The following is a 25,503-nucleotide window of genomic DNA, read 5'->3' as shown; positions in this document are numbered from 1 at the left end:
TACCTCAAGCGGTGCAAACTGCCCACGCAGGGCGCCGAACTTGGCCGATATGCGGCGCGAAAGGCCGCGGTTATCAGTGGCGGCGTTCGACGATATACCGCGCCAGGTCGCGCAGTGGCTCGGCCGCCGCGTCGAAAGGTCGCAGGGCATCCAGGGCCTGGTCGCGCAGTTCCAGGGCGTAAGCCTTGGCAGCATCAAGGCCCAGCAACGCCGGATAAGTCGGTTTGTCCCGGGCGATATCCGCGCCTTGGCGTTTGCCCAGGGTGGCGGTGTCACTTTCCACGTCGAGAATGTCGTCCTGCACCTGAAACGCCAGGCCGATGGCCCGGGAATAGGTCTGCAGGGCCGCCAATTGCGCAGCTTCGGCGCGGCCACTGGCCAGGGCGCCCAAGTGCACGGCGGCTTCGATCAGCGCGCCGGTCTTGTGGCGATGCATATGTTCCAGGGCTTTTTGGTCGAGCTTGAGGCTGACCGAGCCCATGTCGATGGCCTGCCCGCCGACCATACCGGCCGGGCCAGCGGCCAGGGCCAGGGCCGTGACCATGCGCAGGCTGATCTCGGCATTCACGCTGTTCAGGCGTGGGTCCAGCAAGGCGCTGAACGCCAGGCTCTGCAGGCCGTCACCGGCGAGGATCGCGTAGGCTTCGTCAAAGGCTTTATGGGTGGTGGGCTGGCCGCGACGCAGATCGTCATCGTCCATGGCCGGCAAATCGTCATGCACCAGCGAATAGGCATGAATCAGCTCAACCGCACACGCCGCGCCATTGGCCTGCTCGGCCGGCGCGCCCAGGGCTTCACAGGCCGCATACGCCAGCAACGGGCGCACACGCTTGCCGCCATTCATCACGCTGTAGCGCATGGCTTCATACAAGCGCTGCATTTGCGGGCCTGGCGCCACGAACAAGGGTTCGAGTGCCGCGTTGACCCGGGCTTGGCTGCTGGCCTGATACGCGTCGATCATTCGGGTTGTTCCGCATCGAAAGGTTCTTCGGCCAACTCCCCGTCACGCTCCAGCAACACTTGCACCTTCTGCTCTGCCTGCGCCAACGCGCTCTGGCAGTCGCGCGTCAGGCCGATGCCTTGCTCAAACGCCGTCAACGAGTCTTCCAGCGACAACTCGCCGTTCTCCAGACGCTCAACCAGGGTTTGCAGGTCGGCGAGGGATTGTTCGAAATCGAGTGCAACTTTTTTGCGGGCCATGGCGGCTAATCCGGTAGACGGTAAACCGGCGCGACACTAGCAGACATGGGGATTCTGGGCAAATGAGCGGGGTGGTTCAGTTGCCCGTTTCAGGGATTTGATAGCGCGTACTGCGGCCTGCGCCGGGCAAACGTGCCAGGCAGCCTTTTTCCAGCAGATAAGCCAGATGCCGTGTCGCCGTTGCCTTGGACACCTTCGCTACGGCCTGGTATTGCGCGGCACTGATGCCCTGCTCAAAACCGTTCTCACCACCATCGAGCAAGCGGTTGAGTACTTTGATCTGTTCAACGGAAAAAGAAAGGTCATGGTGCTGTTGCCAGAACCGGGTCTTGTCCAGCACCCGATCAATCCGCGCCATGGCTTGCTGCAGGCTGCGCAGCAGGGTCTTGAGGAACCATTGCAACCAGTCGGTGATGTCCAGCGTGGCCTTTTGGCTGGTCTCTAACGCGTGGTAGTACCCAGCGCGGTCCTCAAGAATGCTGGCTGACAGGGCATAAAAGCGAATGGACTGATGCTCACCCTGGGCCAGCGCCAAGTCAGTAATTGCGCGGGTCAGGCGGCCATTACCGTCATCAAACGGGTGCAGCGTCACAAACCAGAAGTGCGCAACGCCTGCGCGTACCAGCGGGTCCAGTTCAGGCTGATCGCGGCTGGATTCAAACCATTCGAGGAAATCATCCACTGCCTGCTCCAGGCCCAGGCGTGGTGGGGCTTCGAAGTGCACGGTCGGCCGATCCAGTCGCCCTGATACCACCTGCATGGGCTCATCGCCCCTCAAACCCCCGATATTGAGCATGCGTGTAGTAATGCCGGCATCCGGCTCAGGGAAAAGCCATTGATGCCAATTCAATAAGCGAGCGAGGGTGAACGGCTGGGCGAATTGCGCGGTGGCATCCATCATCAATTCGGCAAGCCCTTCGCTGCGGCGGCTGACTTGGACATCTTCCTTCGCCTCCAGGCCCAGGCGGCGCGCCAATGAAGAGCGCACAGAGCCAACATTCAGGTGCTCGCCCTCGATGGCCGAGGACGTCAGGATGTTTTGCAGCAGTGCATCCAGTTCATTCTGCGCGCTCGTCGCCTGGCTGACGGAGCCGAGCATGCCCAGCAACTTGCCCTGGGCCTGCCCGCACTCACGCAGCAGGGCCGCAAGGTGCCCAGGCTGCCAGTGGAAGTGCGGCCAGTCAGTGTGTTGCCAGATCCAGTTCGGTTGGTACATGGAAGTGTGCCTGGGTGTGTGAGCCGAATAAGGAGATTATTCGGCTCATGGAGTGAGCCGATTGTGCATTCTATTCGGCTCATCGTCCACTTGCGCTGACTACCTATGTCCGGTTGGCGACGAGCCTGGTTGGCTGTTCATCGCAATGCTTTGCCTAGCAGGGATTCGGTGCATTGAGTCATTGCCTCCAGTTCAAGCAACCCCGATTGCATCTTTTGCAGCTCCGCGATTTGCGCAGTGAGTTCCTGCTGTTTGATGGCGATGGCCTGGGCCGCCCGCTCCCAAAGCCGAGCATCGCCTTGGCTGCCGTGCAAAATCCCCTGCAACTCCTTGAGCTTGAACCCCAACTGCTGGGCGCATTTGATCAGCGACAGCAGCTCGACACTCTGCGCCGAGTACACCCGATAACGCCCTACACGCTGCGGCGCTGGCAACAGGCCAATCGCTTCATAATGGCGAATCGCCTTGATGGTCGTGCCCGACAACTGCGCGGCTTTGCCGATGTACATGAAAACTCCCTTTTTCAAAGAGTGCGCCGACCTGTTTCAGCCACGTGTCGCGCTGCGTCGCTGTGGATCCCAGTACCGGTCCGAACATCAAGGTCTTGGTCGGCTTGATGCCGCAAAAGGCCAGAGTCGTGTTGCGCATCTGATGAATGCCCGGCATATGATAGAACCAGCGGTAATACCACGGTGGCGTGTCCAGGGTCACCAACAAATGGGCGGTGCGGCCCTGCAGCAGCTTATCCGGGAATGCCTTGCCCTTGCGGTACTTAAAGGCAAAGCCGGGTAGGAAAATGCGGTCGATGAAGCCTTTCATCAATGCCGGGATACCGCCCCACCAGATAGGAAAAACCCACGCCAGATGAGTCGCCCAGAGGATATCGGCTTGGGCGCTGAGCAAATCCGGTTCCAAGGCTTGGGGCAGGGTGTAGCCGTTATGCAGGACCGGGTCGAAAGCCAGTTCGCCCAGGCGCAGGGCGCGGACCTCGTGGCCGGCGTTTGTAGCGGCGTGAATGTAGGTGTCAGCCACGGCTGAGCAGAAACTGGTACTGGAGGGGTGGCCGAGAATGAGCAGGATGCGCTGAGTCATGGTGCCTGAGCCTGAAAGTGGGGCTTTCAGGGTAGGGTGTGCCGTATAGGGGAGAGTCAAGGCTTGACCCAGCAATGCGTTGATTTGCAAGGGCCAGCAGGACGTTTCTGTGATCTGCGCAAGGCCCTTCCTGAACGGTTCGCGGCCCCTTGTGAGCGTAAAAACCACTGACTAGCCTGTACCCTTCCAGTCAAGAGTGAAACGGGCATGAGCGAAACCTCTATCGGCTTGATCACGCCTCCTGTGGGCTACAGCGACTGGCTGAGCGACCTTAAACTGCGTATCCACACGGCCCAGCAGCGAGCGACGCTGGCGGTGAACTGCGAGCTGGTGCTGCTTTACTGGCAGATCGGCCACGATATTCTGACCCGCCAGGCTGCGCAGGGTTGGGGCAGCAAGGTGGTTGATCGCCTTGCACAAGACTTGCGCGCGGCCTTTCCGAAAATGAAGGGTTTTTCGCCGCGCAACCTCAAATATATGCGCGCTTTTGCCGAGGCGTGGCCAGACGCAGAGTTTGTGCAAGGGGTGCTTGCACAATTGCCTTGGTATCACCAACTGGCCCTACTGGACAAACTGCCCGGGCCCGAAACGCGCCGTTGGTATGTCGCCCAGGCAATCGAACACAACTGGTCACGTAACACCCTCGTGATGCACATCGAGCATCGCCTGCTGGAGCGCAGCGGCAAGGCCGTCAGCAACTTTGAACACCATTTGCCCAAACCCCAATCCGACCTGGCGCGCGAATCGCTCAAGGATCCTTATCGTTTCGACTTCCTCAGCCTGGCTTTGGATGCCCAAGAACGCGATATAGAAAACGCGTTAATCAAGCACGTCACCGACTTCCTGCTTGAACTGGGCGCCGGTTTCGCCTTTGTCGGGCAGCAGGTGTTGCTGGATGTTGGCGGTGATGAGTTTTTCGTCGACCTGATGTTCTATCACCTGAAGCTGCGCTGCTACGTGGTGATCGAACTCAAGGCCGGCAAATTCAAGCCTGAACACCTCGGCAAGCTGAGTTTTTACCTGTCGGCAGTGGATGCCCAGCTTAAACACCCGCAGGACGGGCCAACCATCGGCCTGTTGTTGTGCAAGAGCAGAAATGAAGTGGTGGCTGAATACGCATTGCGCGACAACAACCGACCGATCGGCGTGGCGCACTATCAGTTGGTGGAATCTTTACCGGCAGAGCTACGAACAAGTTTGCCAAGCATTGAACAGATTGAGCGGGAGCTGGCGGGGTGCATTCAACCGTGACAGCTTGCCGTTCAGGGCAGGCTGCAATGGTTGGCTGGATAAAGCAGGCGCGTTTCTTCTTTCCCGTATCCATGTCCGCGCCAGTGAGACAAAAAAATCTCACGCGTGAGCTATTGAGCATTGCAAAAATTGCCTGTAGATTTTCTCACGCGTGAGATTTTCACAACGAGGCCAGTACCATGAAAAGCAGCTCTCCATCGAGCCCGCCAGCAGAGCCCGATACCGATTCAGCAAGCCGCAAGGGAGAGCGCTTGAAACCGCCGGTTAAAAAGCCGTCGAGCTTTTACATGAAGCAGATGCGCGCGGGGCTGGCGGCCGCCGGTTATGTGAAACACGAGACTTGGGTGCTTCCCGAAAACCGAAGCCTGCTCAAGCAAATGGAGAAACAGCTTCGCCAACCGATTCTGGCTGGCTCATTCATGTCGGAGAATTTCATGAGCGCAGGTACCAACTGGAACATCGACCGCCTCTTCAGCGCGCTGCAAGCCCTGGACGAAGTGGTTGCCAAAGACATTACGCTTTCTCTGGTTCAAGGCTCCGAGTCCAGCATCAAGCTGGAAATGAACGACTTCGGGGGCTTGCCGATTTACATCGCGGTGGTGGGCGAGCAGATCATCGTCGATACCGTGCTGGTCGACGTCGAGTCGATCAACGACGTAACGGCCTTCAATGACGCCGTGCTGCGCAGTCGGGAAATGTTCCCGTTGTCGTCGATCGGCATCGAGTCCATGCCGAACGGCCAGGTTGTTTACAACATGTTTGGTGCGCTGAGTTCCGACTCCAGCCTGACCAACATCGTGACCGAGGTGAAAACCCTGGTCGATAACGTGCAGCGCGCCAGCGAAGCCTTCGAACGTTTCTTCAATTAAGTATTCGGGAGTATCCAATGACTCAGTCCATCTGGAGCAAATTGTTCACCGCGCTGCGTGGCGGTGCCAGCGAAGTCGGCGAATCGATCGTCGACCAACAGGCCCTGCGCATCCTTGATCAAGAAATTCGCGACGCCGACACCGCCTTGGCCAACGCCAAGCGTGAGCTGGTGAGCATCATGGCCAAACACAAACTGGCGGCCGATCGCGTCGGCGAATACGACGCCAAGATCAAAGACCTTGAGTCCAAAGCGATGGCCGCTATCCAGGCCAACCGTGAAGACCTGGCCCTGGAAGTGGCCGAAGCCATTTCGACCCTGACCAACGAGCGTGACGCCGAGCAAAAGCAGACCGCCGAGTTCGGTGGCTACGCCGACAGCATGCGCAAGGACATCACCAAGGCCGAAAGCCGGATCAAAAGCCTGCGCCAGCAAGTGGACATGGCCAAGGCCCGCGAAAGCGTGCAAAAGGCCCAGGTCAGCGCTTCCATCGCCAGCGGCGGCGCCAACGGCAAGCTGGAAACTGCGGTGGGTACGCTTAACCGCCTGCAAGCCAAACAGCAACAACGTGCCGCTGAACTGCAAGCCCAGGATGAACTGGCCGAGGCATCGACCGGCACCGACCTGGAACGCAAACTGCGCGACGCCGGCATCACGCCAGACACTGGCAGCGCTAATGCGATTCTGGAACGTCTGAAGCAAAAGTCGGCCGAGTAGGGCTTGCACTGCCCGACCGGATAACCCGTGGCCAGGGAGCTTGCTCCCGTTGGGCTGCGCAGCGGCCCTAAAAATGGGACTGCTACGCAGTCCAACGGGAGCAAGCTCCCTCGCCACAGTGACCGTGTTCTTTCTTAGCGGGCGGGGATTGATCGGTGCCCTTTTTACCTCGAGGTCTGGATGGACGCCCTGAAGGGTTTCAAGACAATCGCAGGCCTGGCCGTGTTCATGGTCGCGCTGCAACTGCTCAATGTCGCCACCGGTTACAGCCTCATGGCGTTCGGGCTGGTTCCGAGGACCGTGCAGGGCCTGTTCGGCATCCTCACCTCGCCATTTCTGCACGCCTCCTTTGCCCACCTGAGCGCAAACCTGATTGCCTTTGTGGTGCTGGGCACCCTGGTCATGGTCGAAGGGCTCAACCGTTTCATAACCGTCAGCGCGATTATTATCCTGCTGGGCGGTTCGTTGGTCTGGCTGTTCGGGTTTAGCGGCGTACACGTCGGTGCCAGCGGTTGGGTCTTTGGGCTATGGGCCTACCTCTTGTCGCGCGCCTGGTTCCACAGGAGCTGGAGCAACCTGATAGTCGCCGCTGTCGTGGCGGTGTTTTATGGCGGATTGATCATGGGGTTTGTGCCGCGCCAGGGTATTTCCTTCGAAGGGCATCTGTTTGGTGCGCTCGCCGGATTTATTGCTGCCAAGGTACTTCTCTCAACACCGCGCAGCAGGTTTAATGCCGGGTGAACGCACTTGAGCATCCAGACGCCGAGGCGATGACGTCATCAGGATTCAAGTACCCAGGGAGCCAGGGGCGAAATGTCGATTTTCCTTTTGTTGCGCATGTACGCTTCCTCCCTCTTTCACCGCTTCGGCTGGGCAGGCTTGATCATTGCCCTGGGCGTACACCTGAGCACGGCTTACCTGGGCCTGGTGCTTCTGGGCGAACAACACCTCACCGCCCTCGCCACGTTTATCTACTTCTATCTCACCACCACGCTCACTGTCGGCTACGGCGACCTCGCCCCGCAGACCTCGGCAGGGCGCATTTTCGTGGCGACCTGGGTGATGCTCAGGGGCATTGCGCTGCTAACGGCGGCCATCGGCAAAACCACCAGCAGTGTTATCGATGCATGGAGAAAAGGCATGAAGGGCAAAGGTGATTTCACCGGCAAGGTCGGTCATACGGTACTCATCGGCTGGGAAGGTGCGTCCAGTGAGCGGGTCATCGAGTTGTTGCTGCAAGATGAAACCTCGAACGACAACCTGATCGTGATTTGCGATTGCACCCTCGAAGAAAACCCGATGCCGGGCAAAGCCGCGTTCATCCGTGGTGAAAGCCTGTCCTCCACCGCGTTGTTGCTGCGCGCCGGTGTGCCCGGTGCCGAGCGTGTGCTGGTGCGAACCCCGTCTGACGACCTGACGCTGGCCACGGTGCTGGCGGTGAATCAACTGAACCCCGTCGGGCATGTGGTCGCCCACTTCAATGAAAGTGAAATTGCCGCACTGGCCAGCTCCTATGCCCCGCGCCTGGAATGCACCTCCAGCATGGCCATCGAAATGCTGGTGCGCGCCTCCCAGGATCCGGGCTCGTCAGTGGTCATCAATGAGCTGCTGTGCGTGGGGCAGGGCGCCACTCAATACCTGATGCGATTGCCCGAGGCCTTTGAAGCCACCTTCGGCGATCTGTACACGCGGATGAAAGAACACCACAACGCCACCCTTATCGGCTATCGCGCCAAAGGTGCGCAGCAACCGTCGATCAACCCGCCCAGTGCCACGCGCGTTGAAGGCGGCGAGCTCTTCTACATTGCCTCCACCCGCCTCAAGGAAATCTCCAATGGGATGGTTTAAACAGTTGATGGGGCTCGAGGCCCCTAACGCGAATCCACAATCGAACCGGCCCGCCGCCGAACCCGTGCCGACCACCGGGCCGCTGGGCCTGGCGCCTGGCAAAGGCGTGATGTTCGACACCACCCTGAAATTGTTGCTCGATGGGAAAACCTCGGTGGTGATCCCCGGCTCCCAGGAAATCTGGAGTAACGGCACCGTCGACCTCGGGCAGTCGACCTGGCTGTCACGCTATTACATGAACGACGAAGATTACTGGCTGCAGGTGCACACCACCGGCGACATCGCCGGGCAGGTCGAGTCGGTGATCCTGTTCAACTACTTGAGCTACGTCACCATCAGCAGCGAAGCGGAACTGCGTCGGCTGGCAGGCCCACAAAGCTTGATCGGGTTGCCGACCTACACTCACAACGGCGTCGAGTACACCCGTGTGTGGGGCAGCGAAGCCGGGCAGACCGAATTGGTGGCGATGAGCGAGCGCGTGATAAACCCGGAAGACGCCTACAACGTTGAGCACCGTTCGATGCTGTACGCCCGCGACACCGGCCTGACCGATCGCCGCGAGTTCCTGCTGTTTTCCGTCGAAGAGGATGCCGAGGGTGGCATCAGCCTGAGCACGTCGCTGGGCATTTCGCTGTACACAACCGACCTGAATACGCTCTAAAAAAAGGAAGCCGTCCATGCTAGAAGCTCTCTCCATCTCCCTGAACAAAGCCGCTGTGCTCGGCTTTGTCATCTACATCCTGGGGGCTGCGGTGTTGTTCGCGCTGTTCCAGTTCATCTACACCCGCATCACCCCGCACAAGGAGTTCGAACTGATTCGCGCCGGCAACGTTTCGGCGGCGGTGGCCCTGGGTGGCGCGATCATTGGCTTCGCTATTCCGGCCAGCAACGTGATCGCCTACTCCATCAGCCTGCTGGATTTTGTCGTCTGGTCGGTGATCGCGGCGGTCGTCCAGTTGCTGGCGTTTCTGCTGACCAGCCTGGTGCTCAAAGGTACGTCCGAGCGCATCAAGAACGGCGAAGTCGCGGCCGGCATCTACGTGGCCGCCGTCGCCATCAGCGTCGGCATGCTGAACGCCGCGTGCATGACGCCCACCCAGTACTGATTGCGCACGGAGCTCTCGATGAAACGAAGCAAGTACGTCCAGCTTTCGCTGGCAGCGTCGGTCGCCATGGCGATATCCGGCTGCGGGCCGACGGAAAAAACCTACGATCTGCAGAAGAAGTACAACTTCCAGTCGGTCCAGCAATGCGCCGATGAAAAGCTGCCGGTAGACGTCTGCTCGGACGCCTACATGACCGCCATGGCCGAGCACCGCCGCATCGCGCCGGTGTACGACAGCCAGACCGATTGCGACGCCGACTTTGTCGCCGACTGGTGCCAGCAAGACTCCACCGGCAAGTTCATCCCAAGGCTGGGCGGTTTCGAACTGACCGCCGAAGGCCAGGTAACCCAATCCCAGGTCGACGCGGCCAATGCCCAGGTGGCCGGTTCGCAAGCCAACAGCGGTGGCTCAGGTTTCTCTACCAGCAGCCTGCTCACCGGCCTGTTGATCGGCAACATGCTCAGCAACAATCGCAACAGCTACCGCTCCGAGCCGGTGTACCGCTACCGCGACGATCGCGGCAATTACGGCAACTCGACGCTCAACCAGCGCGTCTCCAACGGGGCGACCTTTGGCCGTTCCAACCAGGCCCGATACGGCAGCAGCAACTATTCCAACACGCTGCGCTCCTCCAGCAAGCCGGTGAACGTCGCGTCGTCCACCTCCCGTGGCGGCTTCGGCAGCAAAGCCAGCGCCCGTAGCGGCTGGGGCGGCGGCGGGTCGAGCAGTTAAGGAAGCCAGTTCATGAAGAAGATCCACTGCGCAGAACGTCATGACTGGAAACAGACCGCCGACAGCCTCGGTTTCCTGTTCCACACCATCGACGGCGAACCCTACTGGGACGAAAGCGCGTACTACCAGTTCACGCTCGAACAAATCGAGCGCGACCTCGAGGACCCGACCACCGAAATCCATGACATGTGCATGGACCTCGTGGCCCGCGTGGTGCAAAACGAGGAACTGCTGGAACGCCTGAGCATTCCCGCGCCGTTCTTCGACATGATCCGCACCTCATGGCTCGAAGGCCACCCGCACCTGTACGGGCGCATGGATTTCTCCTACAACGGCAACGGGCCAGCCAAACTGCTCGAGCTCAACTACGACACACCCACCAGCCTCTACGAAGCGGCCGCGTTTCAATGGGGCTGGCTGGAGCAATGCATCGAACGCGGCCTACTGCCCAAGCACGCCGACCAGTTCAACAGCATCGACACCAAGCTGCATCAAGCCTTCGCCCAATTGCAGCTTACCCAGCCGTTCTACTTCGCCTCGATGAAAGACTCGATCGAAGACAAAGGCACCACCGACTACCTGCGCCTGGTCGCCGAAAAAGTCGGCATCGAATCCCGCCACATCGACATCGAAGACATCGGCCTCACCAGCGAAGGCCGCTTCGTCGACCTTGAGGATCGCTGGATTCCCCACCTGTTCAAACTGCACGCCTGGGAATTCATCTTCCATGAACCCTTCGGCGCCGCGATTGCCCAGAGCGACACCCAGTTTTTCGAGCCCGCGTGGAAAGCCATCCTCTCCAACAAAGGCATCCTGCCGCTGCTGTGGGAATTCAATAAGGGCCACCCGAACCTGCTCGCCTCCCACCTGGACACCGACCCCGGCAAAGCCGTGCCCAAAGGCTGGGTGCGCAAACCGTTCTTCTCCCGCGAAGGCGCCAACATCGAACTGCAAACCGCCGATGGCCTGATCGTAAAAGAAGACGGCCCCTACACGGACGCGCCGTTTATCCTTCAGGAATTCGCGCCGCTGCCACGCTTTGGCGACAGCTACACACTGATCGGCTCCTGGGTCATCGCTGACCAAGCCGCAGGCATCGGCGTGCGCGAAGACAACAGCCTGATCACCAAGGATTCAAGCCGGTTTCTACCGCACCTGATCCTCGACTGAGCCAGCTCAATTGCAACGCAGCAAAGACAAAATGTGGGAGCGGGCTTGCCCGCGAAGACGGTAGGCCAGCCACCGAATGTAGTGACTGATTCACCGCCATCGCGGGCAAGCCCGCTCCCACAATTTTTAGGGGGTAGAAACGCTCAATCTCAACCCTGACGCGCCGCCAGCACCGAATAGCTGTTCATCAAATTGCGATAGTTAGGAATCCGCTGCGACAACAAATTCCCCAGCCCCTCGATATCGTTGCGCCAGTCACCCTGCAACTCACACGCCACCGAAAACCAATTCATCATCTGCGCCCCCGCTTGCACCATCCGGCTCCACGCCGCCTGCTGCACCGTCGTATTAAACGTGCCCGACGCATCGGTCACCACAAACACCTCAAACCCTTCCGCCAGCGCCGACAACGTCGGGAACGTCACACACACATCCGTCACCACACCCGCAATGACAATCTGCTTGCGCCCAGTCGCCTTGACCGCCTTGACGAAATCCTCGTTGTCCCACGCATTGATCTGACCAGGGCGAGCGATGTACGGCGCATCCGGGAACATCTCCTTCAACTCCGGCACCAACGGGCCGTTGGGGCCCTGCTCGAAACTGGTGGTGAGAATGGTCGGCAAGTTGAAGAACTTGGCCACGTCCGCCAGGGCCAGCACATTGTTCTTGAACTCGTTGGGGGAAAAGTCCTGCACCAGCGAGATCAGGCCGGTCTGGTGGTCGATCAGCAGAACAATGGCGTCGTCTTTGTTCAAGCGGCTGAGGGTTGGAGTGCTCATGGTTGAAATCCTTTTTTGTTTAGGTTGGTTTGGCGTTGCGTTCAACATGGGCACAGATTAATGGGTGGGTGGCGGGGGATAAATCGGGTGTGCAAGGTAATACTGTCAACTAAAAGTTGACAATGGTTGGCTGGCCAGCAGTACGGATCCCTTTCATTTGCAGGACGTTTCCTAGAGAATCCCAGCCGCTTGCGTCAGCAAACTCTCGCGACTAGGCTGCGTTCCGTCACTGCTTTTTCAGTGATCGGGTTTAGTCGCCCGGACTTCGCTAGGCGCACGCGCCATCCCAAAGCCAGGTGTTTTCTCACCTGCACTTTATGGTGGCTGTGCGCAGGGCACCTTCGGGTGCGCCGGTGCCTAGCGGCCGGTCGACTAACCTGCGTACAGCCGCCACCTCTGCTCGTTTAGTCGCGAAAGGACGGTGGTATTCACTTACCGCTAGAGGTTTTCTATGGATAACGTTGTTTCGGATTTGCCCTCATCGGCTACGACCAAGCCATTTACCGTTAATGAAGAACTGAGCTTTGAAGATGCCTGGGTGCGCGTAGCCGAGCTGCTGCAGTGTGCGGTGGCTACGTCGCAGGCGCTTGGTGAACCGCTGGGCGCGCCGCACAGGGCGGTGATGCATTTGGTGGAGATGGCGAAGATGGTGGCGGATCGGGCTGTGGAGTGTATGCAGCCTGGATAACGCGCCAGAGAGGCGGGTGAGGCAATAAGCGGCTCCAGTAGTCCAATAACTGTTGGACTACTGGATTGTGATTCTTACAGGCATTAAAAAGCCGGCTTGTGGGCGGCGTTATTTTTTGATTTTTGCTTTGTTTTATTGGGTTGGTTAAATTTAATGTTTTTTGTCCCCCCATTTGTCCCCCCACTCTGACCATGAGTGATGTGTTTAGACAGTGTCTGATTTGGCTTTGCGCAAAAAATCACGGGCCTTGAGGCAGAGATCATGCAGGTCGTCGGCCATGCGTCTGCATCCCAACAAAGTCGCTGGCAGGGTAGCCGCCGTCATAACCCTCGGCCTTGATCTGCTCGCAAAGTGCTTTGGCGCCTCTGCGGTTCTACTTTGCCCAGAACGAGTCGGCTTTCAGAGCCTACTCCAGTGTGCCGTGGAATGGGCTGAGTTTGTTGAAAACTGCTCAAACTGATCGGACACATTCACCCTTACCGGCCGAACAAGGGATATCCCCCGGTTCTGCCTTTCAGCAATGAGCTCGACCTTTCCACTGCCGAGTCTGTATATCCCACCCACGACGTTCAGCTTCCCCTTTATCAGCGCCTCAGTCAGTAAGTTGGGCTCGCTTTGAGGAGGGTTATTGTGTCTTTGACGTTTTGCGCAATGGCATTGTTCAGCAGATCGCCCGGTTGATTCAGTACCTTCACCACCGATGGCTTGATGGTATCGGCCAGACCCTGGATCTGCCTGGGAAGTTAGTATTTTCTTTTAGGGGCTCGATGCTGGCCGTGACGGCTCCACAACTGTCGTGACCGAGAACCATAATCAAAGATGTGCCGAGCATAGCCACCGCATATTCGAGGCTAGCAAGACCATCAGCATCTACAAAATTACCTGCAACCCTTACGGCGAAAAGTTCACCTATGGCGGTGTCAAAGGTGTACTCCGGAGCAATTCTGGAGTCAGCACCGTTCATCAGTAGATCGAAAATGTTCCCTCGGGGGGCGAAATTACACGCCACGTGACCACCCGTTTGCATTCGACCTGACCACTGATTGCATCGGACTTGTTCGTTTGATACCGCAAGTGCTGGCCTGTGCGATACCCTTTACTGAATCACTCTGAGTGTTCTAGGTGTTCTCCTGCGGATCAGCCAATGAACGCTAAATAGGTACATATGGCTGCGGCTGGTACACCAATAGGTCCCCAGGTTGGCAGTTCAGATAACTGCAAATTGCCTCAAGCGTACCTAAGCGTACCCCTTTCACCTTCCCTTGCTTCAACAGCGACAGATTTTGCTCGGTGATGCCAATCGCCGCTGCAAGGTCTTTCGACTTCACCTTACGTTTGGCCAGCATCACATCCAATTCAATAATGATCGGCATGGTCGCGGCCTTACACAAACGTTTTGATTTCAGAGTCGATCTCACTCGCACGAGCCAGGATCCGAGCGATCACAGCGATGCAACCGGCAAGAAAGAGTGCGACGAAGTCTGCCGAGGTGAAGCTGATGGTGAAAAGGCGCTGACCGGGCGGCGCATGCAATGTCGCCAAAACACTCAATATTGGCATGCATACAAAACTTGAAATCACCCAAAGGACGACGCCGCGTCCGACTTTACCTAAGTGAACCGCAGTATGACTGGAGAAATACTCCTCTCGAGCATACGCCTGGAAAAGCCGGCGTAAGTGATTCAGCCCGCTGGTCAACGCGATCAAAGGCACGCTTGAAACCACAATGGCGCCCAGCGTTTGCCACCAGGCGAGCATTTCGATTTTTATCGACAGCTGCGTAAGCATCACCCCACTCAGGGAAAATCCAGCTCCTAGCCCATCGCTAGACCCCAGCACAGGAAAAATCCATAAGGCAGCATTGAAGACAAGCATCCCTGCGATGAGTATCAGTGTCAAAGCAGCCATCCGTTGGCTGAATCGTACAAGGTGAGAGAGGGGCATGGTTTGAGCCTCTGGGTGGGTGAGGCTCGAAATTACATAACAAATTATCGTAAAACAATAATAATTGGCTGTAATTTATCGCGAGGTTGCCTGCAGGGTGCGGTCAGCCCATCAACTCAACCCGCCATTGCCCGCTGGCAATCGGCTCTACAATAAAAAACGGCAGGTCAGCCACCCATCTTCCATCCTTCACTAGCGCACTGTAAGCGCATCTCTCCTCCCCATGCTGATCCACCACTCGCCAACCCTGACGCTCTCCGTCGTCTTTTGCACTGCTGCCCCGTATGCCCTGAAAGCTGGCATTACTGCCGACATGAAAACTCTGCGTGCGCCAGCGGATCGCTTCATGCGCGGGGAAGGGGATCGCGCCGTGGAAATCAAACCAATCGTCATGGCTCATTACGCTGCGATGCAGCGTCGGCCAGACGATCTCGCGCAGGAAAATCTGGTCGGCAAAACGCGTAACGCCGGTCTGCCGGGCCAGCCAGGTTTGCATGAGCGGCTTCAATGTCATCAAGCCGCCCCGGCAGCCTCCCCACAAACCCGCCAGGATGAGTTCGGTGTGGGTGAAATAATCGCGCATATGATGAAACCAATATTTGCTGGCGACCCACTGCGCGACTGCCGCTTGTTCGCGCTCTGACAGCAGCGAGTCGGCATCCCGAATCAAATAACGATCAACGTCCGGATCGTCCACCACCAGGAACCGCCACATCAGCGGATGTATCCCGTCTTGGGCTGCGCCGCTCATGTCGATGAGCTGTGCGCCGGCTTCATGCAGGCGCTGATGGATGGGGCGCGGGACGGAATCATCGAGGTAAATGCGGCAGCGCCAGTGGGGAAACAACTCCTTGGCGACGAGGACATTGGCAACTGCTGATTCACAATAACGTGGGCTGTCACCGAACAGGGTGAATGCAATGATATTGCGCTGCGGTTGATCAGGTTGGAACGCGGGTGGGCTACTCGCCAGTGGGTGACTGGTGCCTAGGCTATGACGAACGCTGGAGCGCTCCAGGGACAGCTTGCCATAACGTTGCGTATCCTCGCGCAGGCCCAGCCACCCGCAGACTTCTGCAAGGCCGTCGAGCCATGTCTGGCCGGCCTGGGCCTGGAGCGCTGCCGGGGCATCGTAAATGCGCATATACAGCGCATGGGCCTGGGAGTAGTGCTGCAGGCGCATCAGGCACAAGGCATAGTCGGCTATCACGCCCATATGCTGCGGCATGATGCTCAGCGCACCTTGCGCGGCGGTACACGCAGTACTGTAGTCACGTTGGGCCATGGCGGTTTTAAAGGTCCGCGCCAGTTGTTCGAACTGCTTGGCCTGCGAGGGCTGATGCTTATTGGGGCGAGTTCGTGCGCCGCCGGATTTTCGATTGCTCATGACGTACCTGAGGAATGGCCTGTCCGTAGGCGGATGGGCATGGATGTTCAAGGGGTTGCCTGCAGTTGTTGTTCCAGCGACTGCATGATCTGGATAACCGTTTTGACCTGCTCTTCGCAGGCCTCGGTATCGTTCATATGCACCAGCGACTCCAGCTGCGCGCACGCCTCGATCAGCTCGCGCGCGTCGGCCAGTTGTGCACCGCCCTTGATCTTATGGGCGAGGCCGCTGATTTTTTTCAGTTCCTTATCGAGCATCAGTTGTTCCAGGCGACTAGCGTCCTGGCGGTTGGTATTGATCAACTCTTCTACCAGTGGCCCATAAGCCTCTGGGCACAGGATGCGCAGTTTTTCCAGTTCGCCACCGGTGGTACGGGCGGCTTTGACCTGGCGTTCAATCTGGGCGGTGACCGCGTGAATCTGCTCGGTGAGGATTTCAATGCCTATGGGTTTGAACAGGCACTGAGTCATACCGGCATCCAGGCAATCCTGGACAATGTGTGACTGGGCATTGGCAGTAAGGCCAAAGATCGGGTGCATGCCCAGGCCGCGCGATTGCTCAAGGGTGCGGATACGGCGGGTCAGTTCATAGCCGTCCATGCGTGGCATGTTGCAGTCGGTGATGGTCAAGTCGAATGGCGGGTCTGCTGCTTCCCATTGCGCGAACGCGGTTTCGCCGTCATCACAAGGCACCGCACGGTGGCCCAGGTATTCAAGCTGTTGACACAGCAGCAAACGGTTGGCCGCATGATCTTCCGCCACCAGGATGTTGAGGCGAAGACCTTCTGGGGCCACGGGGTGAACAGAGGCCGGTTCGTCCACCATGAGCGTGCGTTCTGCCTCGAACTCCAATCGGAAACATGAGCCGTTGCCGGGCTCGCTGGTCACGCTCAACTGCGCGCCGAGCAACGTCGTAAGGCGCGTGCAGATGCTTAAGCCCAGGCCGGTTCCGCGCACCGTCGTCGGGGCGGATGCGACCTGGACAAACGGTTCAAAGATGGCTTTTTTCTGCTGCTCATCCAAACCCGTGCCGGAGTCACGCACCTCGATGACATAGCGGGCCAGGTTTGACTCGAGGCTATCGGGTAATTGCTGAAGCGACAGCTGCACGAAGCCCTGTTCGGTAAACTTGATCGCATTGCTGATGAGGTTGGCAATGATCTGGTTGAGCATCAGTGCGTCAATGATCACGTGCGGGTCGCGGATGTCGATCATCACGCTGAACGTGAGTTGCTTGTTCTTGGCATTGATTTCGAACAGCTTATGAACCGAATGAAGCAATTCGCCGAGCCGGGTAGGGCGGGGCGCCAACACCATGGCCCCGGCCTCGATTTTCGACAGGTCGAGGATGTCGCCGATCAAGGACAACAATGACTGTGCTGATTCATGAGCCACTGCCAGGTTGTCATTGATCTGTTGCGGCGTGCCGCCCCGTACACGTAGCATTTCGATCAACCCGATCAGGGCGCTGATCGGCGTGCGGATCTCATGGCTCATGCTCGCCAGGAAGGTCGATTTGGATTCGTTGGCCTCATCGGCGGCTTGCTTGGCGACGCGCAGTTGTTCTACCAACTGCTCGCGTTCACTTTCGGCTTTCTTGCGCTGCTTGATTTGCGCCTGCAAGTAGTAGTTCCAAATCAAAAACGCCAACACGAACAGCAACGCCACGCCGATGACTTTATAAACGCTGCTCTTGTAAGTGCTCCATGAACTGGCCACGGCTGGGGCTGCATGGTTGCGCCAGCGGTCACTCAGGGTCTTGAACTCTTCGGGAGGAATCTCCAGCAGCACCTTGTTGATGATGCTTTTGAGCGGCATGTCTTCATGGGCAACGACCATGCCGATGCGTGCGGGGTTGGGCCCTACCATGCCGGAGATAACCAGGTCGTTTCGAAAATGGTGCTTGATAAAATAATTGGCGCCCAGCTGGGTATGGATGCTGGCGCTGACATCACCATTGGAAACCAGCTCGACGCCGCGTGCTGCCGTTTCAACCGGCACTAGCGTAACCGCGGGGTACTGCTGTTGGAGCCATTTGGAGAGAGGGTTGCCAATGGGGATAGCCAGGCGTTTACCCTTGAGTTCGTTGATGTCTCGAACAGGGGACTGACGCTTGGTGACCACCACGAAAGGGCTGACCGTATACGGGCGTGTGTACTGCGTGGGATCAAGCCGCAGATCACCGATACTCAAGGCGGCAATCAAGTCTGCTTGATTGTTCTGCAGCCGCTTGATCATGTCCGAAACACTATCACTGCGCAGGATCTCAATTTCCAGCCCGGTGCGTTGCGCAATGATGGTCAGCAAGTCCGCCGTCAGCCCTTGCAGCTTGTTGTTTTGGTCGTAGAACGAGAGCGGTGCGTAAGAGGCGGCCAGCACCACTTTGATTTTTTTGTGCTGCTCAATCCAGGTCAGCTCCTCCTGGTTCAGTTCAAGCGGTGTTCTATCCGCGACGAAATGGTCACCCAATCCCCAGCGACTGGTCATTCGCTTCATATCGTTCTGAGGCAGCGCATTGAGGGTGTCGTTGATGGCCGCCAGAAGCTGCGGTCTTCGATCGCTGACGGCAAAGTTGATGTCGGCCGAGTTCGATGACGCATCGCCGGCAATATAAATATCGTTGTTGTAGAGCATCCGAATCAGGTATTCGGCAACGATGGCGTCGGTCCAGAATGCGTCGGACTGGTCATAAATCAATGACGTCAGGCCGTTCAAATGGTTGGGGTACTGAATGAGGGTGGCGTGCGGGTATTGCTGTTTCAGCAGTGCGCCGGTGGCGTCGTCACCGACATAGGCCAGGCGTTGACCGGCGAGGTCGGAAGAGGGCTGACGGGTTTCGCCGATACGCCTTGCAATCACCTTGTTGTTGAGCAAGTAGGGCCTGGACTGGGTGATCGCACCTTCCTGACCTTCGCTCACATCGTGCAGCGCTAGCATATCGACGCGACCTTGCAGCAACGCCTGCCGAGCTTCGGCGCGGGTGGCAAAACGCAACACTTTAAGGCGGATACCGGTGGCCGCCTGGATAACACCCAGGTAATCCGCTGCCACGCCTTCAAACTGGCTCTGCTCGAAGCCCATGTGCAAGGGAGGCCATGCACCCCTCCAGATCGCCGCGGTCACCTCGGGGCGGGTATTGAGCCAGGCGCGGGTCTGGGGAGCGAACATGACCTTGGGCGTGGTAACCGGTGCATGGATCTGCAGCTCTGTCAGCTCCGGCTCCTGCGCATACAGCGTGGTTGCCAGCAGGCAACCGAGCAATCCGAGCGACGTGAAGCACAACAAACGAAGGGTTTTCAAGGCGTTTCATTTCCATTGAGAGCGCGAATGACCAGGCAGTTCCTGGGTAGGGCGAAAGGGGTATAAGTAAACGATTCTGACAAGCCTATACCCTCGCGTCCTACACTGCTGGGTTAGGACAATTCTTACAAACAGTGCATGGCCAGTTGAACGAGATTTGTCTCAAAGACAGCTTGCTGTGTTGGAGCATGTAAGCAGCATGCGCTGATGTTTATTTCCCACCACGATTGAGCTATGGTGCAGCTGCGACGCCATCTGTAGGAATAGTTCGCTACCATAGTAAGAGTAATGGAGTTCTGAAAAAATGCAGTGGTCGGTCGTATCACCTCTTCGGATTATGTTGCTCGATGACCATGCGTTGATTCGTGAGGCGCTCAAAGTTCGACTGAGCAATGAGGCGGACTTCAGGGTGATCGGCGTCTACTCCGGCAGCCCGGATTTGCTCGCGGCGTTGCGCACTGAAGAAGCAGATTTGCTGGTACTCGATTATCAATTGGCAGACGGAGAGCTGGACGGGCTGCGGTTGATTCAATTATTGCGCAGCCATCATCCCGATCTGCGTATCTTGATTTTCTCCTCCGTAGAGCGGCCGGCCACGGTCAACATGGCCATTCGTGCAGGCGCTAACGGTTTTTTCGGCAAGTCCCAGGCCACAGAGGAACTGGTAAAAGCGATCCGCATGGTGGCGTTGGATCGTTTATACCTGTCGCCGGCCATGTCGGCAGAGTTGGACTCAACACCGGTCACCTCGGCGGCCACATCAGACGAACAAGCCGGCCCTGATGGCGCCGGAGCGTTGGTCAATTACCCCGCCTTATCGCCCAAGGAGCGTGAAGTGTTGCGCTGTTGCCTGGAGGGTATGTCGGTGTCGCAGATTGCCGATAAATTCCTGCGTAGCCGCAAAACCATCAGCGGTCAGAAGCAGGCAGCGATGCGTAAATTGAACGTACGGACCGACTCCGAACTGTTCAAACTGCATTTGGATCTGGGCGATATTTAACGCCGTGGCCTGCCACCTAGAGCAGGTCCGGTAACAGGCTGGCATTGAGTTTGATCAATAGCCGTGCCTTACAGGCCCTGATGGTCCTGCTGCTCAACCCCATGCGTTCGGCGATCTGTTCGTTGGACAGGCCTTGCGAGAGTTGTTGCAGCACATCCAGTTCGCGAATGGACAGCGTTTTGAACAGCGCCTCCTGCTCCTGTTGCAAAAGGTCGATACAGGCCAGGGGCAAGGCGCGCTGAGCGAAGTAGCCGAGCCCGTCGTTGACGGCGTGAATGGCATTGACCAGTTCACACAGATCCTGGTGTTTATTCACAAACCCATGAGCGCCGGCACGCATGCAACGGATGGCTATGTGATTGGATTCTCTCGCCGTCAGTACAACAATCTTGACGGGGGAATGCAGGGCGATCAGTTGATCAATGATGGTCAGGCCATCAACGTCCGGCAAACCGATGTCCAGCACCACGGTGTCCGGGTGCAACTCGTGAGTAAGTCGCAGGGCGTCTGTGCCATTGTCGGTTTCTGCGACAATCGTGCACCCCTCGTTTTCGAAGAGATGTCGGACCGTCATGCGTACTGCCGGGTGATCATCGACAATTAATATTTGATTGTTCATGTGGCTGAGCCGCTGGAAAAGTTGAATGAGTGGATTTTGACGTATATTCAGGGGTTAGCAACGTTTGAAACTGTTTTTGAGACAAGTCTTGGAAGGGTGCATAATTGGGTGAATTGCCAGAATACTTGATGGGCTGATGTGTCTCTTCCTAACTGCTTGAAAGGCATCGCGAAATGAAAAATTTAGTTGTTAAATGTGGTCCAGTGGGCGTCTGCTCGTCGGCTGTTTTCAGTATTAGCCTATGAATTGAGACGATTCCTATTCGTCAGGCTCCGCGCGCTAAATAGTATGCATTGATTCTAATGCAAGTTATTTAGCGGATATCTATCGTGTCGAACTTAAAAGTGGCGGTGGCCTTGTGCTGCTTGTTCTCCAGTGCTGTGCTCGCGTCTCCAAAGCCAAGCAGTTCCATAAATACAACGTATCGCACGCTCGAATCGCGCGGTGCGATGAGCACGTCCCGGCATGCCAGCAAGGTTGTCAGTCGTGCTCACGAGCTTATCGGAACCCCCTATCGCTGGGGGGGCATGTCTGTCAGCCAAGGCTTTGACTGCAGTGGTTTACTGGTTTATCTGTTCCGCAGCGAGGCAGGCATCCATATCCCTCGCACCACTTCGTTGATGCTTGGTTCAGCGTCTAAAGACGTTGATCGAGCGAACTTGAAGTCCGGTGATGTAGTGTTCTTCAAACACAACGGTCGCCAGCGCCTGAAACATGCAGGTGTATATATCGGGAATAATAAATTCATTCACGCGCCGCGAACCGGCAAGCACGTGCGTATCGACTCCCTGAGCAATAAATACTGGAATAAGAGTTACTTTGCGGCCAAGCGATTCCATTGATAGGTCGCTCTATCTTCAGCGTTCAACGCCTCATGCGAGAGGCCGGGCATGGCGTCATCTCTGAATTTGATCCACGTTAACGCTTTCAAACACTCCCAGGGTGAGGCGGGGTCTATCTTTGCCATTAGCCTGCGGACGCTGTCCTCCCCAAGCACTGTTTTTTCAGTGTCATACAGCAATACATAGTCGATCTTCTGGGTTGCTCGCTGGAACAACTTCACGTTGGTTTCGGTCTCGTACACTAATGTTTGGTTGGCAATCATGACGTCAAACGGCTCTACCAAATAGTGGTCCAGTGCCCGCAAGTCATCGATGTGCTCTACTGGCAGTATCCGGAAATAGCCGAGGCTGTTAAGCGACTTTTCAGTTTGAATTAGCCTGGGTTGATGGCTGTCGACAAGAATTATCCTGAGTTTTTTATTGGGCATAATCAAGGGCCTGAGTAAGTGGAGAAGGGGGGGGCGGGGGCGTTATCCTCGCGCGTAGAGCAATGCGCTCAGTCAGTCAAGGCTGAAGCCAGTGACTGAACTCGAACCAAATCGCCTTTAGCGGCCTGGGTGACACCGGTTCCGTATTCAGGGTCTGCCTTGTAAAGAAACGACAGAATATGGTGCTTGCTCACCTCATCGGAACTGCTCAGCGAACGGCCAAAACTCTCGATCAGGTCCTGCCGCTCTTTACGGCTAAACGAGCGATACAAGTCGCCTGCCTGCTTAAAGTTCTGTTCACGCGGGATGCTCGCTTGCTGGGTACTGCCCGACAGGGCCAGTGGGCTGTAGCGAGCGCTGGGCCACTCTTGGCGCGCAAGCATTCGGCTTGGCTGGTAATTGATACCGGTTGTGGTGCTACCGGCGTTCATCGCGCCATCTTGGTTGCCATTATTGACAAGGTTTTTCGGCGCATTGATCGGCAACTGCAGGGCATTGGCGCCCAAGCGATACATCTGCGTATCGGCATAGGCAAACAGGCGTCCTTGCAAGAGACGATCTTCCGAAGGCTCGATGCCAGGGATTAGGTTGGAGGGGGCCATGGCGACCTGCTCGGTTTCCTGAAATACGTTCGCGGGGTTGCGGTTCAGCACCAGTTGCCCGGCTTTGCGAAAAGGTACATCCGGCCAGACCTTGGTGGCGTCCAGTGGGTCAAAGTCGTAATGCTTCAGTGCCTCGGGCGTAAGCACCTGCACATACAAATCCCACTTTGGGAAACTGCCCTTGTCGATATGCGTCACAAGGTCCTGGGTCATGTGGTTGTAATCGACCCCTTGCAGCTTGAGTGCCTCGCTTGGTGACAGGTTTCGAACACCCTGCAGGCTTTTCCAGTGAAACTTCACGTAGTGGATCTGGTGTTGAGCGTTCACGAATTTGTAGGCATGCACGCTATTGCCGTTCATTTCCCGATAACTGGCGGGAATCCCTGCATTTGAGTACAACTCGGTCAGGGTGCGGGTGGCTTCGGGTGCATGGGAGAAGAAGTCGAACCGCCGGGCATCGTTGGCAAGGTTGGTTCGCGGGTCGGGTTTGAACGCATGGACCATGTCCGGAAACTTTATGGCATCGCGGATGAAAAAGGTCGGGAAGCTGTTGCCCACCAGGTCCCAGTTGCCTTCAGGGGTGTAGAACTTGGTCGCGAAGCCGCGCGGATCCCGTAAGGTTTCCGGCGAATGGCTACCATGGGTCACCGATGAGAAGCGTACGAACACCGGAGTAACGGCGCCAGCAGTGAATACCGTGGCCTTGGTCAGGTCGCGGAGGCTGTGGGTGGCGGTAAATACGCCATGGGCACCGGTGCCACGTGCATGTACCACGCGCTCTGGAATGCGTTCACGGTCAAAGCGCTGAAGCTTCTGAATCAACTGCACGTCTTGCAGCAAGACCGGGCCGGCGTCGCCGGCAGTTTGTGAGTGTTGGTTATCGCCCACCGCTGCGCCGTTGTCACGGGTCAACCCGATGGACTGACCGGCAAAGGCTGGGGTGCTGATGCCAATCAGGCACACGAGTCTTAAAGGGATAGATAAACCAGGGCGAGAAATAGCCGGCATCTGAAGGGTTCGCTATAGAGTAAATAGAATGGGTTTTATAAGGTTCGCGCGAAGTGCCTTGGCATAAATGTAAGACTTGTCTCATAAAAAAACCGAGCAAAGGCATTTGCAGGAAATAGGACAATTCTCAAAGCCTACCCAAGTTGTTATGCCTACACTCGGGCGAGTGAAGTTGCTTGAATAAGCTGGCAGTTTTTTCTATGGGACGGAGAGATGCCCAATGTCGAACCTGATCAGAGTGGGTGTGCTAGATGAGCAGGAAGTTGTTCATTTTGGTGTGCGTGCCTGTTTTTCTGAACAGCCTGATATGCATGTCACTGGCGTCTACTTTCGGCGCTCCAGTGCGTTGCAGGCCATCGAGCGGGGCAGTGTCGATCTTTTGCTGATGGATCCGATGTTTAACTATCAAGGCAATCTGGACTTTATCCGGGGCTTGCACAGCCACTATTCCACACTTCGAATATTGGTGTTTTTGGCTGATCCCTGTGCCACGGTTGTCGGTCTGTTGAAAGGTGCTGGGGTACACGGAGTAATTGGCAAACGCCAACCGCTGAGTGACTGTGTACAGGCTGTTCGAGCGCTTGCGGCAGGGCAGTTTTATTACTGCCCTGAGATGGGCAGCGCTGCAGCGTCCATCCTATCACCCATAACAGCGGGTACTCACGACGCCGAAGCACTGCTTCTTTCTTTACCCACCTTGAGCCTGCGGGAAAGGGAAGTACTGCGGTTATGCATCGGCGGGCTGACCGTCACCTGTATTGCAGAGCGGTTTGGTCGAAGCTCGAAGACAGTGAGTACCCAGAAGCAAGCCGCTTACCGCAAGCTGGGACTGAAAAGTGACATGGACCTGTTTCGAAGGCTGGCCCGTTACGAGGTCTAAGCCACGTCAGCGTTGCACATAAAACACATGAGCCCCAATCGTCTTCACTTTCTTCAATGAGTGACGCCAGGCAGGCCGTACCGCACGAGTATGAAAATGCGTGGCGCCATCGGTAATGTCATCGTGATGCCCTTCGATGACTCGCTGCGCCACACGCCTGGCCTTTGCCCAGGCGGCGGGTTCCTTCGGTGTGAAATCATCGAGGCGATGGGTCCAGGAAAACTGTTTCTCCTCATAGACCACCTCGCACACGCTGGACGTGTCCCAGCTGGCGCGGTTCATCGTCACCATCGCTATGGCGATCTGACCTTCCAGTGGTTCGCCACGTCCTTCGTGGTAGATATTGAGGGCTAGGCACATTAATGCGTTTTGAATCATCATAAATAAGCGCTCGAGTTCGTCGAAAGAATCCTCTGGATTCAAAGGTGTGTTAAACGGGGTGCACCCCTATCCACCAGTGTGTTCACCGCGCAAGTGCGCCAATATGGGATCTGTCTCAAAACTCGGGCGTGATTGAAAAATGCGCAGGCTGAAAGTTTTGAGACAAATCTCAAGGACCTGATACTTTCAGCGGTGCATAGTGCGTTTGCCCTCATGGATGAGGAACCTACTGTGTTATTGCAATTACTTATCGGGGAGTTCCGCTTGTTAAAGGTGGCATTCCCTTTTTTATGGCGTCAGGGTTGTCTTGCAGGCAGCGTTGCCGCTCTATCTTATGCCCGCGCTGAGCGGGCTTTTTTATGTAGCGGTCATACAAGAGTCGTCAGCGCCGGCAATAAAACTGCTTTGAGACAGTTCTTATATTTACCCACCCCCAATCCTTC

The 25,503-nt window shown here is 57.0% G+C and carries 26 protein-coding genes and 2 pseudogenes; 13 read left to right on the top strand and 15 right to left on the bottom strand.

Translation table 11 applies throughout. The features are described 5' to 3' along the window. Window positions 1-73: 73 nt before the first annotated feature. The 5 genes from PSH96_RS25865 to PSH96_RS25845 all read right to left on the bottom strand — a co-directional run bounded on the left by PSH96_RS25865 (window position 74) and on the right by PSH96_RS25845 (window position 3,508). Window positions 74-961 (bottom strand): polyprenyl synthetase family protein, encoded by an 888-nt coding sequence (locus tag PSH96_RS25865; RefSeq protein WP_305456020.1) that lies wholly within the window; start codon window positions 959-961, stop codon window positions 74-76. After that, on the bottom strand, window positions 958-1,200 hold the full coding sequence (locus PSH96_RS25860) for an exodeoxyribonuclease VII small subunit (RefSeq protein ID WP_003176346.1): 243 nt from the start codon (window positions 1,198-1,200) through the stop codon (window positions 958-960). The genes PSH96_RS25865 and PSH96_RS25860 overlap by 4 nt, the downstream gene beginning before the upstream one ends. Before the next feature lie 76 nt (window positions 1,201-1,276). After that, window positions 1,277-2,416: a Fic family protein gene (locus PSH96_RS25855; RefSeq protein ID WP_305456019.1), complete on the bottom strand. Its 1,140-nt coding sequence runs from the start codon at window positions 2,414-2,416 to the stop codon at window positions 1,277-1,279. A gap of 137 nt (window positions 2,417-2,553) precedes the next feature. Further along, entirely contained in the window at window positions 2,554-2,925 is a 372-nt protein-coding gene (locus PSH96_RS25850) for a MerR family transcriptional regulator (protein ID WP_305456017.1), read from the bottom strand. Beyond that, window positions 2,864-3,508: an NAD(P)H-dependent oxidoreductase gene (locus tag PSH96_RS25845; protein WP_305456016.1), complete on the bottom strand. Its 645-nt coding sequence runs from the start codon at window positions 3,506-3,508 to the stop codon at window positions 2,864-2,866. The genes PSH96_RS25850 and PSH96_RS25845 overlap by 62 nt, the downstream gene beginning before the upstream one ends. A 207-nt stretch (window positions 3,509-3,715) precedes the next feature. Here PSH96_RS25845 and PSH96_RS25840 point away from each other — a divergent pair, with 207 nt between their 5' ends. The 9 genes from PSH96_RS25840 to PSH96_RS25800 all read left to right on the top strand — a co-directional run bounded on the left by PSH96_RS25840 (window position 3,716) and on the right by PSH96_RS25800 (window position 11,200). Then, a complete protein-coding gene (locus PSH96_RS25840; protein WP_305456014.1) occupies window positions 3,716-4,759 on the top strand; it encodes a YhcG family protein in 1,044 nt (347 codons plus the stop codon). A gap of 287 nt (window positions 4,760-5,046) precedes the next feature. Next, on the top strand, window positions 5,047-5,628 hold the full coding sequence (locus PSH96_RS25835) for a YjfI family protein (protein ID WP_032865490.1): 582 nt from the start codon (window positions 5,047-5,049) through the stop codon (window positions 5,626-5,628). Between the two features lie 17 nt (window positions 5,629-5,645). Continuing rightward, entirely contained in the window at window positions 5,646-6,344 is a 699-nt protein-coding gene (locus PSH96_RS25830; RefSeq protein WP_056861932.1) for a PspA/IM30 family protein, read from the top strand. 180 nt (window positions 6,345-6,524) lie between these two features. Further along, window positions 6,525-7,085 (top strand): rhomboid family intramembrane serine protease, encoded by a 561-nt coding sequence (locus tag PSH96_RS25825; RefSeq protein ID WP_305456013.1) that lies wholly within the window; start codon window positions 6,525-6,527, stop codon window positions 7,083-7,085. A 72-nt stretch (window positions 7,086-7,157) separates the two neighbouring features. Beyond that, entirely contained in the window at window positions 7,158-8,192 is a 1,035-nt protein-coding gene (locus tag PSH96_RS25820) for an ion channel (protein WP_305456012.1), read from the top strand. Next, window positions 8,179-8,853 (top strand): DUF2491 family protein, encoded by a 675-nt coding sequence (locus PSH96_RS25815; protein ID WP_305456011.1) that lies wholly within the window; start codon window positions 8,179-8,181, stop codon window positions 8,851-8,853. The genes PSH96_RS25820 and PSH96_RS25815 overlap by 14 nt, the downstream gene beginning before the upstream one ends. 16 nt (window positions 8,854-8,869) lie before the next feature. Further along, window positions 8,870-9,298: a DUF350 domain-containing protein gene (locus PSH96_RS25810; RefSeq protein ID WP_056861936.1), complete on the top strand. Its 429-nt coding sequence runs from the start codon at window positions 8,870-8,872 to the stop codon at window positions 9,296-9,298. An 18-nt stretch (window positions 9,299-9,316) separates the two neighbouring features. Then, entirely contained in the window at window positions 9,317-10,030 is a 714-nt protein-coding gene (locus tag PSH96_RS25805) for a DUF1190 domain-containing protein (protein ID WP_056861937.1), read from the top strand. Between the two features lie 12 nt (window positions 10,031-10,042). Further along, window positions 10,043-11,200, top strand: coding sequence for a glutathionylspermidine synthase family protein (locus PSH96_RS25800; protein WP_305456009.1), 1,158 nt, complete (start codon window positions 10,043-10,045; stop codon window positions 11,198-11,200). A 149-nt stretch (window positions 11,201-11,349) separates the two neighbouring features. Here the strand turns inward: PSH96_RS25800 and ycaC are convergent, their stop codons facing one another. Beyond that, complete coding sequence (ycaC, locus tag PSH96_RS25795; RefSeq protein WP_065911274.1) at window positions 11,350-11,982, bottom strand: isochorismate family cysteine hydrolase YcaC; 633 nt, start codon at window positions 11,980-11,982, stop codon at window positions 11,350-11,352. A gap of 451 nt (window positions 11,983-12,433) precedes the next feature. On the opposite strand from ycaC, the gene PSH96_RS25790 reads away from it, so the two are divergent. Continuing rightward, window positions 12,434-12,670, top strand: a complete 237-nt coding sequence (locus tag PSH96_RS25790; protein ID WP_305456007.1) for a hypothetical protein — start codon at window positions 12,434-12,436, stop codon at window positions 12,668-12,670. 516 nt (window positions 12,671-13,186) lie between these two features. Here the strand turns inward: PSH96_RS25790 and PSH96_RS25785 are convergent. The 5 genes and pseudogenes from PSH96_RS25785 to PSH96_RS25765 all read right to left on the bottom strand — a co-directional run. Then, a pseudogene (locus tag PSH96_RS25785) lies at window positions 13,187-13,628 on the bottom strand (carbonic anhydrase); the annotation flags it as partial. 193 nt (window positions 13,629-13,821) lie between these two features. After that, complete coding sequence (locus PSH96_RS25780; protein WP_216311974.1) at window positions 13,822-14,043, bottom strand: helix-turn-helix transcriptional regulator; 222 nt, start codon at window positions 14,041-14,043, stop codon at window positions 13,822-13,824. A gap of 10 nt (window positions 14,044-14,053) precedes the next feature. Beyond that, window positions 14,054-14,578, bottom strand: a complete 525-nt coding sequence (locus PSH96_RS25775) for a DUF2975 domain-containing protein (RefSeq protein ID WP_305383084.1) — start codon at window positions 14,576-14,578, stop codon at window positions 14,054-14,056. Window positions 14,579-14,717: 139 nt separating this feature from the next. Continuing rightward, a complete protein-coding gene (locus PSH96_RS25770) occupies window positions 14,718-16,001 on the bottom strand; it encodes a hypothetical protein (protein WP_305383082.1) in 1,284 nt (427 codons plus the stop codon). Window positions 16,002-16,048: 47 nt separating this feature from the next. After that, complete coding sequence (locus PSH96_RS25765) at window positions 16,049-19,300, bottom strand: transporter substrate-binding domain-containing protein (protein WP_305383080.1); 3,252 nt, start codon at window positions 19,298-19,300, stop codon at window positions 16,049-16,051. 304 nt (window positions 19,301-19,604) lie between these two features. Between PSH96_RS25765 and PSH96_RS25760 the strand changes: the two genes are divergently transcribed. Beyond that, window positions 19,605-20,300: a response regulator transcription factor gene (locus tag PSH96_RS25760; protein ID WP_305383078.1), complete on the top strand. Its 696-nt coding sequence runs from the start codon at window positions 19,605-19,607 to the stop codon at window positions 20,298-20,300. Between the two features lie 16 nt (window positions 20,301-20,316). Here PSH96_RS25760 and PSH96_RS25755 read toward each other — a convergent pair whose 3' ends face one another. Then, on the bottom strand, window positions 20,317-20,919 hold the full coding sequence (locus PSH96_RS25755) for a response regulator transcription factor (RefSeq protein WP_305383075.1): 603 nt from the start codon (window positions 20,917-20,919) through the stop codon (window positions 20,317-20,319). Between the two features lie 329 nt (window positions 20,920-21,248). On the opposite strand from PSH96_RS25755, the gene PSH96_RS25750 reads away from it, so the two are divergent. Next, entirely contained in the window at window positions 21,249-21,761 is a 513-nt protein-coding gene (locus tag PSH96_RS25750; RefSeq protein ID WP_370694316.1) for a C40 family peptidase, read from the top strand. Here PSH96_RS25750 and PSH96_RS25745 read toward each other — a convergent pair. After that, the gene (locus tag PSH96_RS25745; RefSeq protein WP_305383073.1) at window positions 21,734-22,189 is read right to left on the bottom strand and encodes a hypothetical protein; all 456 of its coding nucleotides are present in this window, start codon (window positions 22,187-22,189) and stop codon (window positions 21,734-21,736) included. The two genes, PSH96_RS25750 and PSH96_RS25745, sit on opposite strands and share 28 nt — an antisense overlap. Window positions 22,190-22,257: 68 nt before the next feature. Further along, window positions 22,258-23,709: pseudogene (locus PSH96_RS25740) on the bottom strand (catalase); the annotation flags it as partial. 310 nt (window positions 23,710-24,019) lie between these two features. Here PSH96_RS25740 and PSH96_RS25735 point away from each other — a divergent pair. After that, window positions 24,020-24,679, top strand: coding sequence for a response regulator transcription factor (locus PSH96_RS25735; RefSeq protein ID WP_305383069.1), 660 nt, complete (start codon window positions 24,020-24,022; stop codon window positions 24,677-24,679). Between the two features lie 6 nt (window positions 24,680-24,685). Here the strand turns inward: PSH96_RS25735 and PSH96_RS25730 are convergent, their stop codons facing one another. Beyond that, entirely contained in the window at window positions 24,686-25,060 is a 375-nt protein-coding gene (locus PSH96_RS25730; RefSeq protein ID WP_305383067.1) for a cell wall hydrolase, read from the bottom strand. Between the last annotated feature and the right edge of the window lie 443 nt (window positions 25,061-25,503).

The organism is Pseudomonas sp. FP2338, from assembly GCF_030687515.1.
Lineage (GTDB): Bacteria > Pseudomonadota > Gammaproteobacteria > Pseudomonadales > Pseudomonadaceae > Aquipseudomonas > Aquipseudomonas salomonii.
This window is presented reverse-complemented; position numbering and strand designations above follow the sequence as displayed.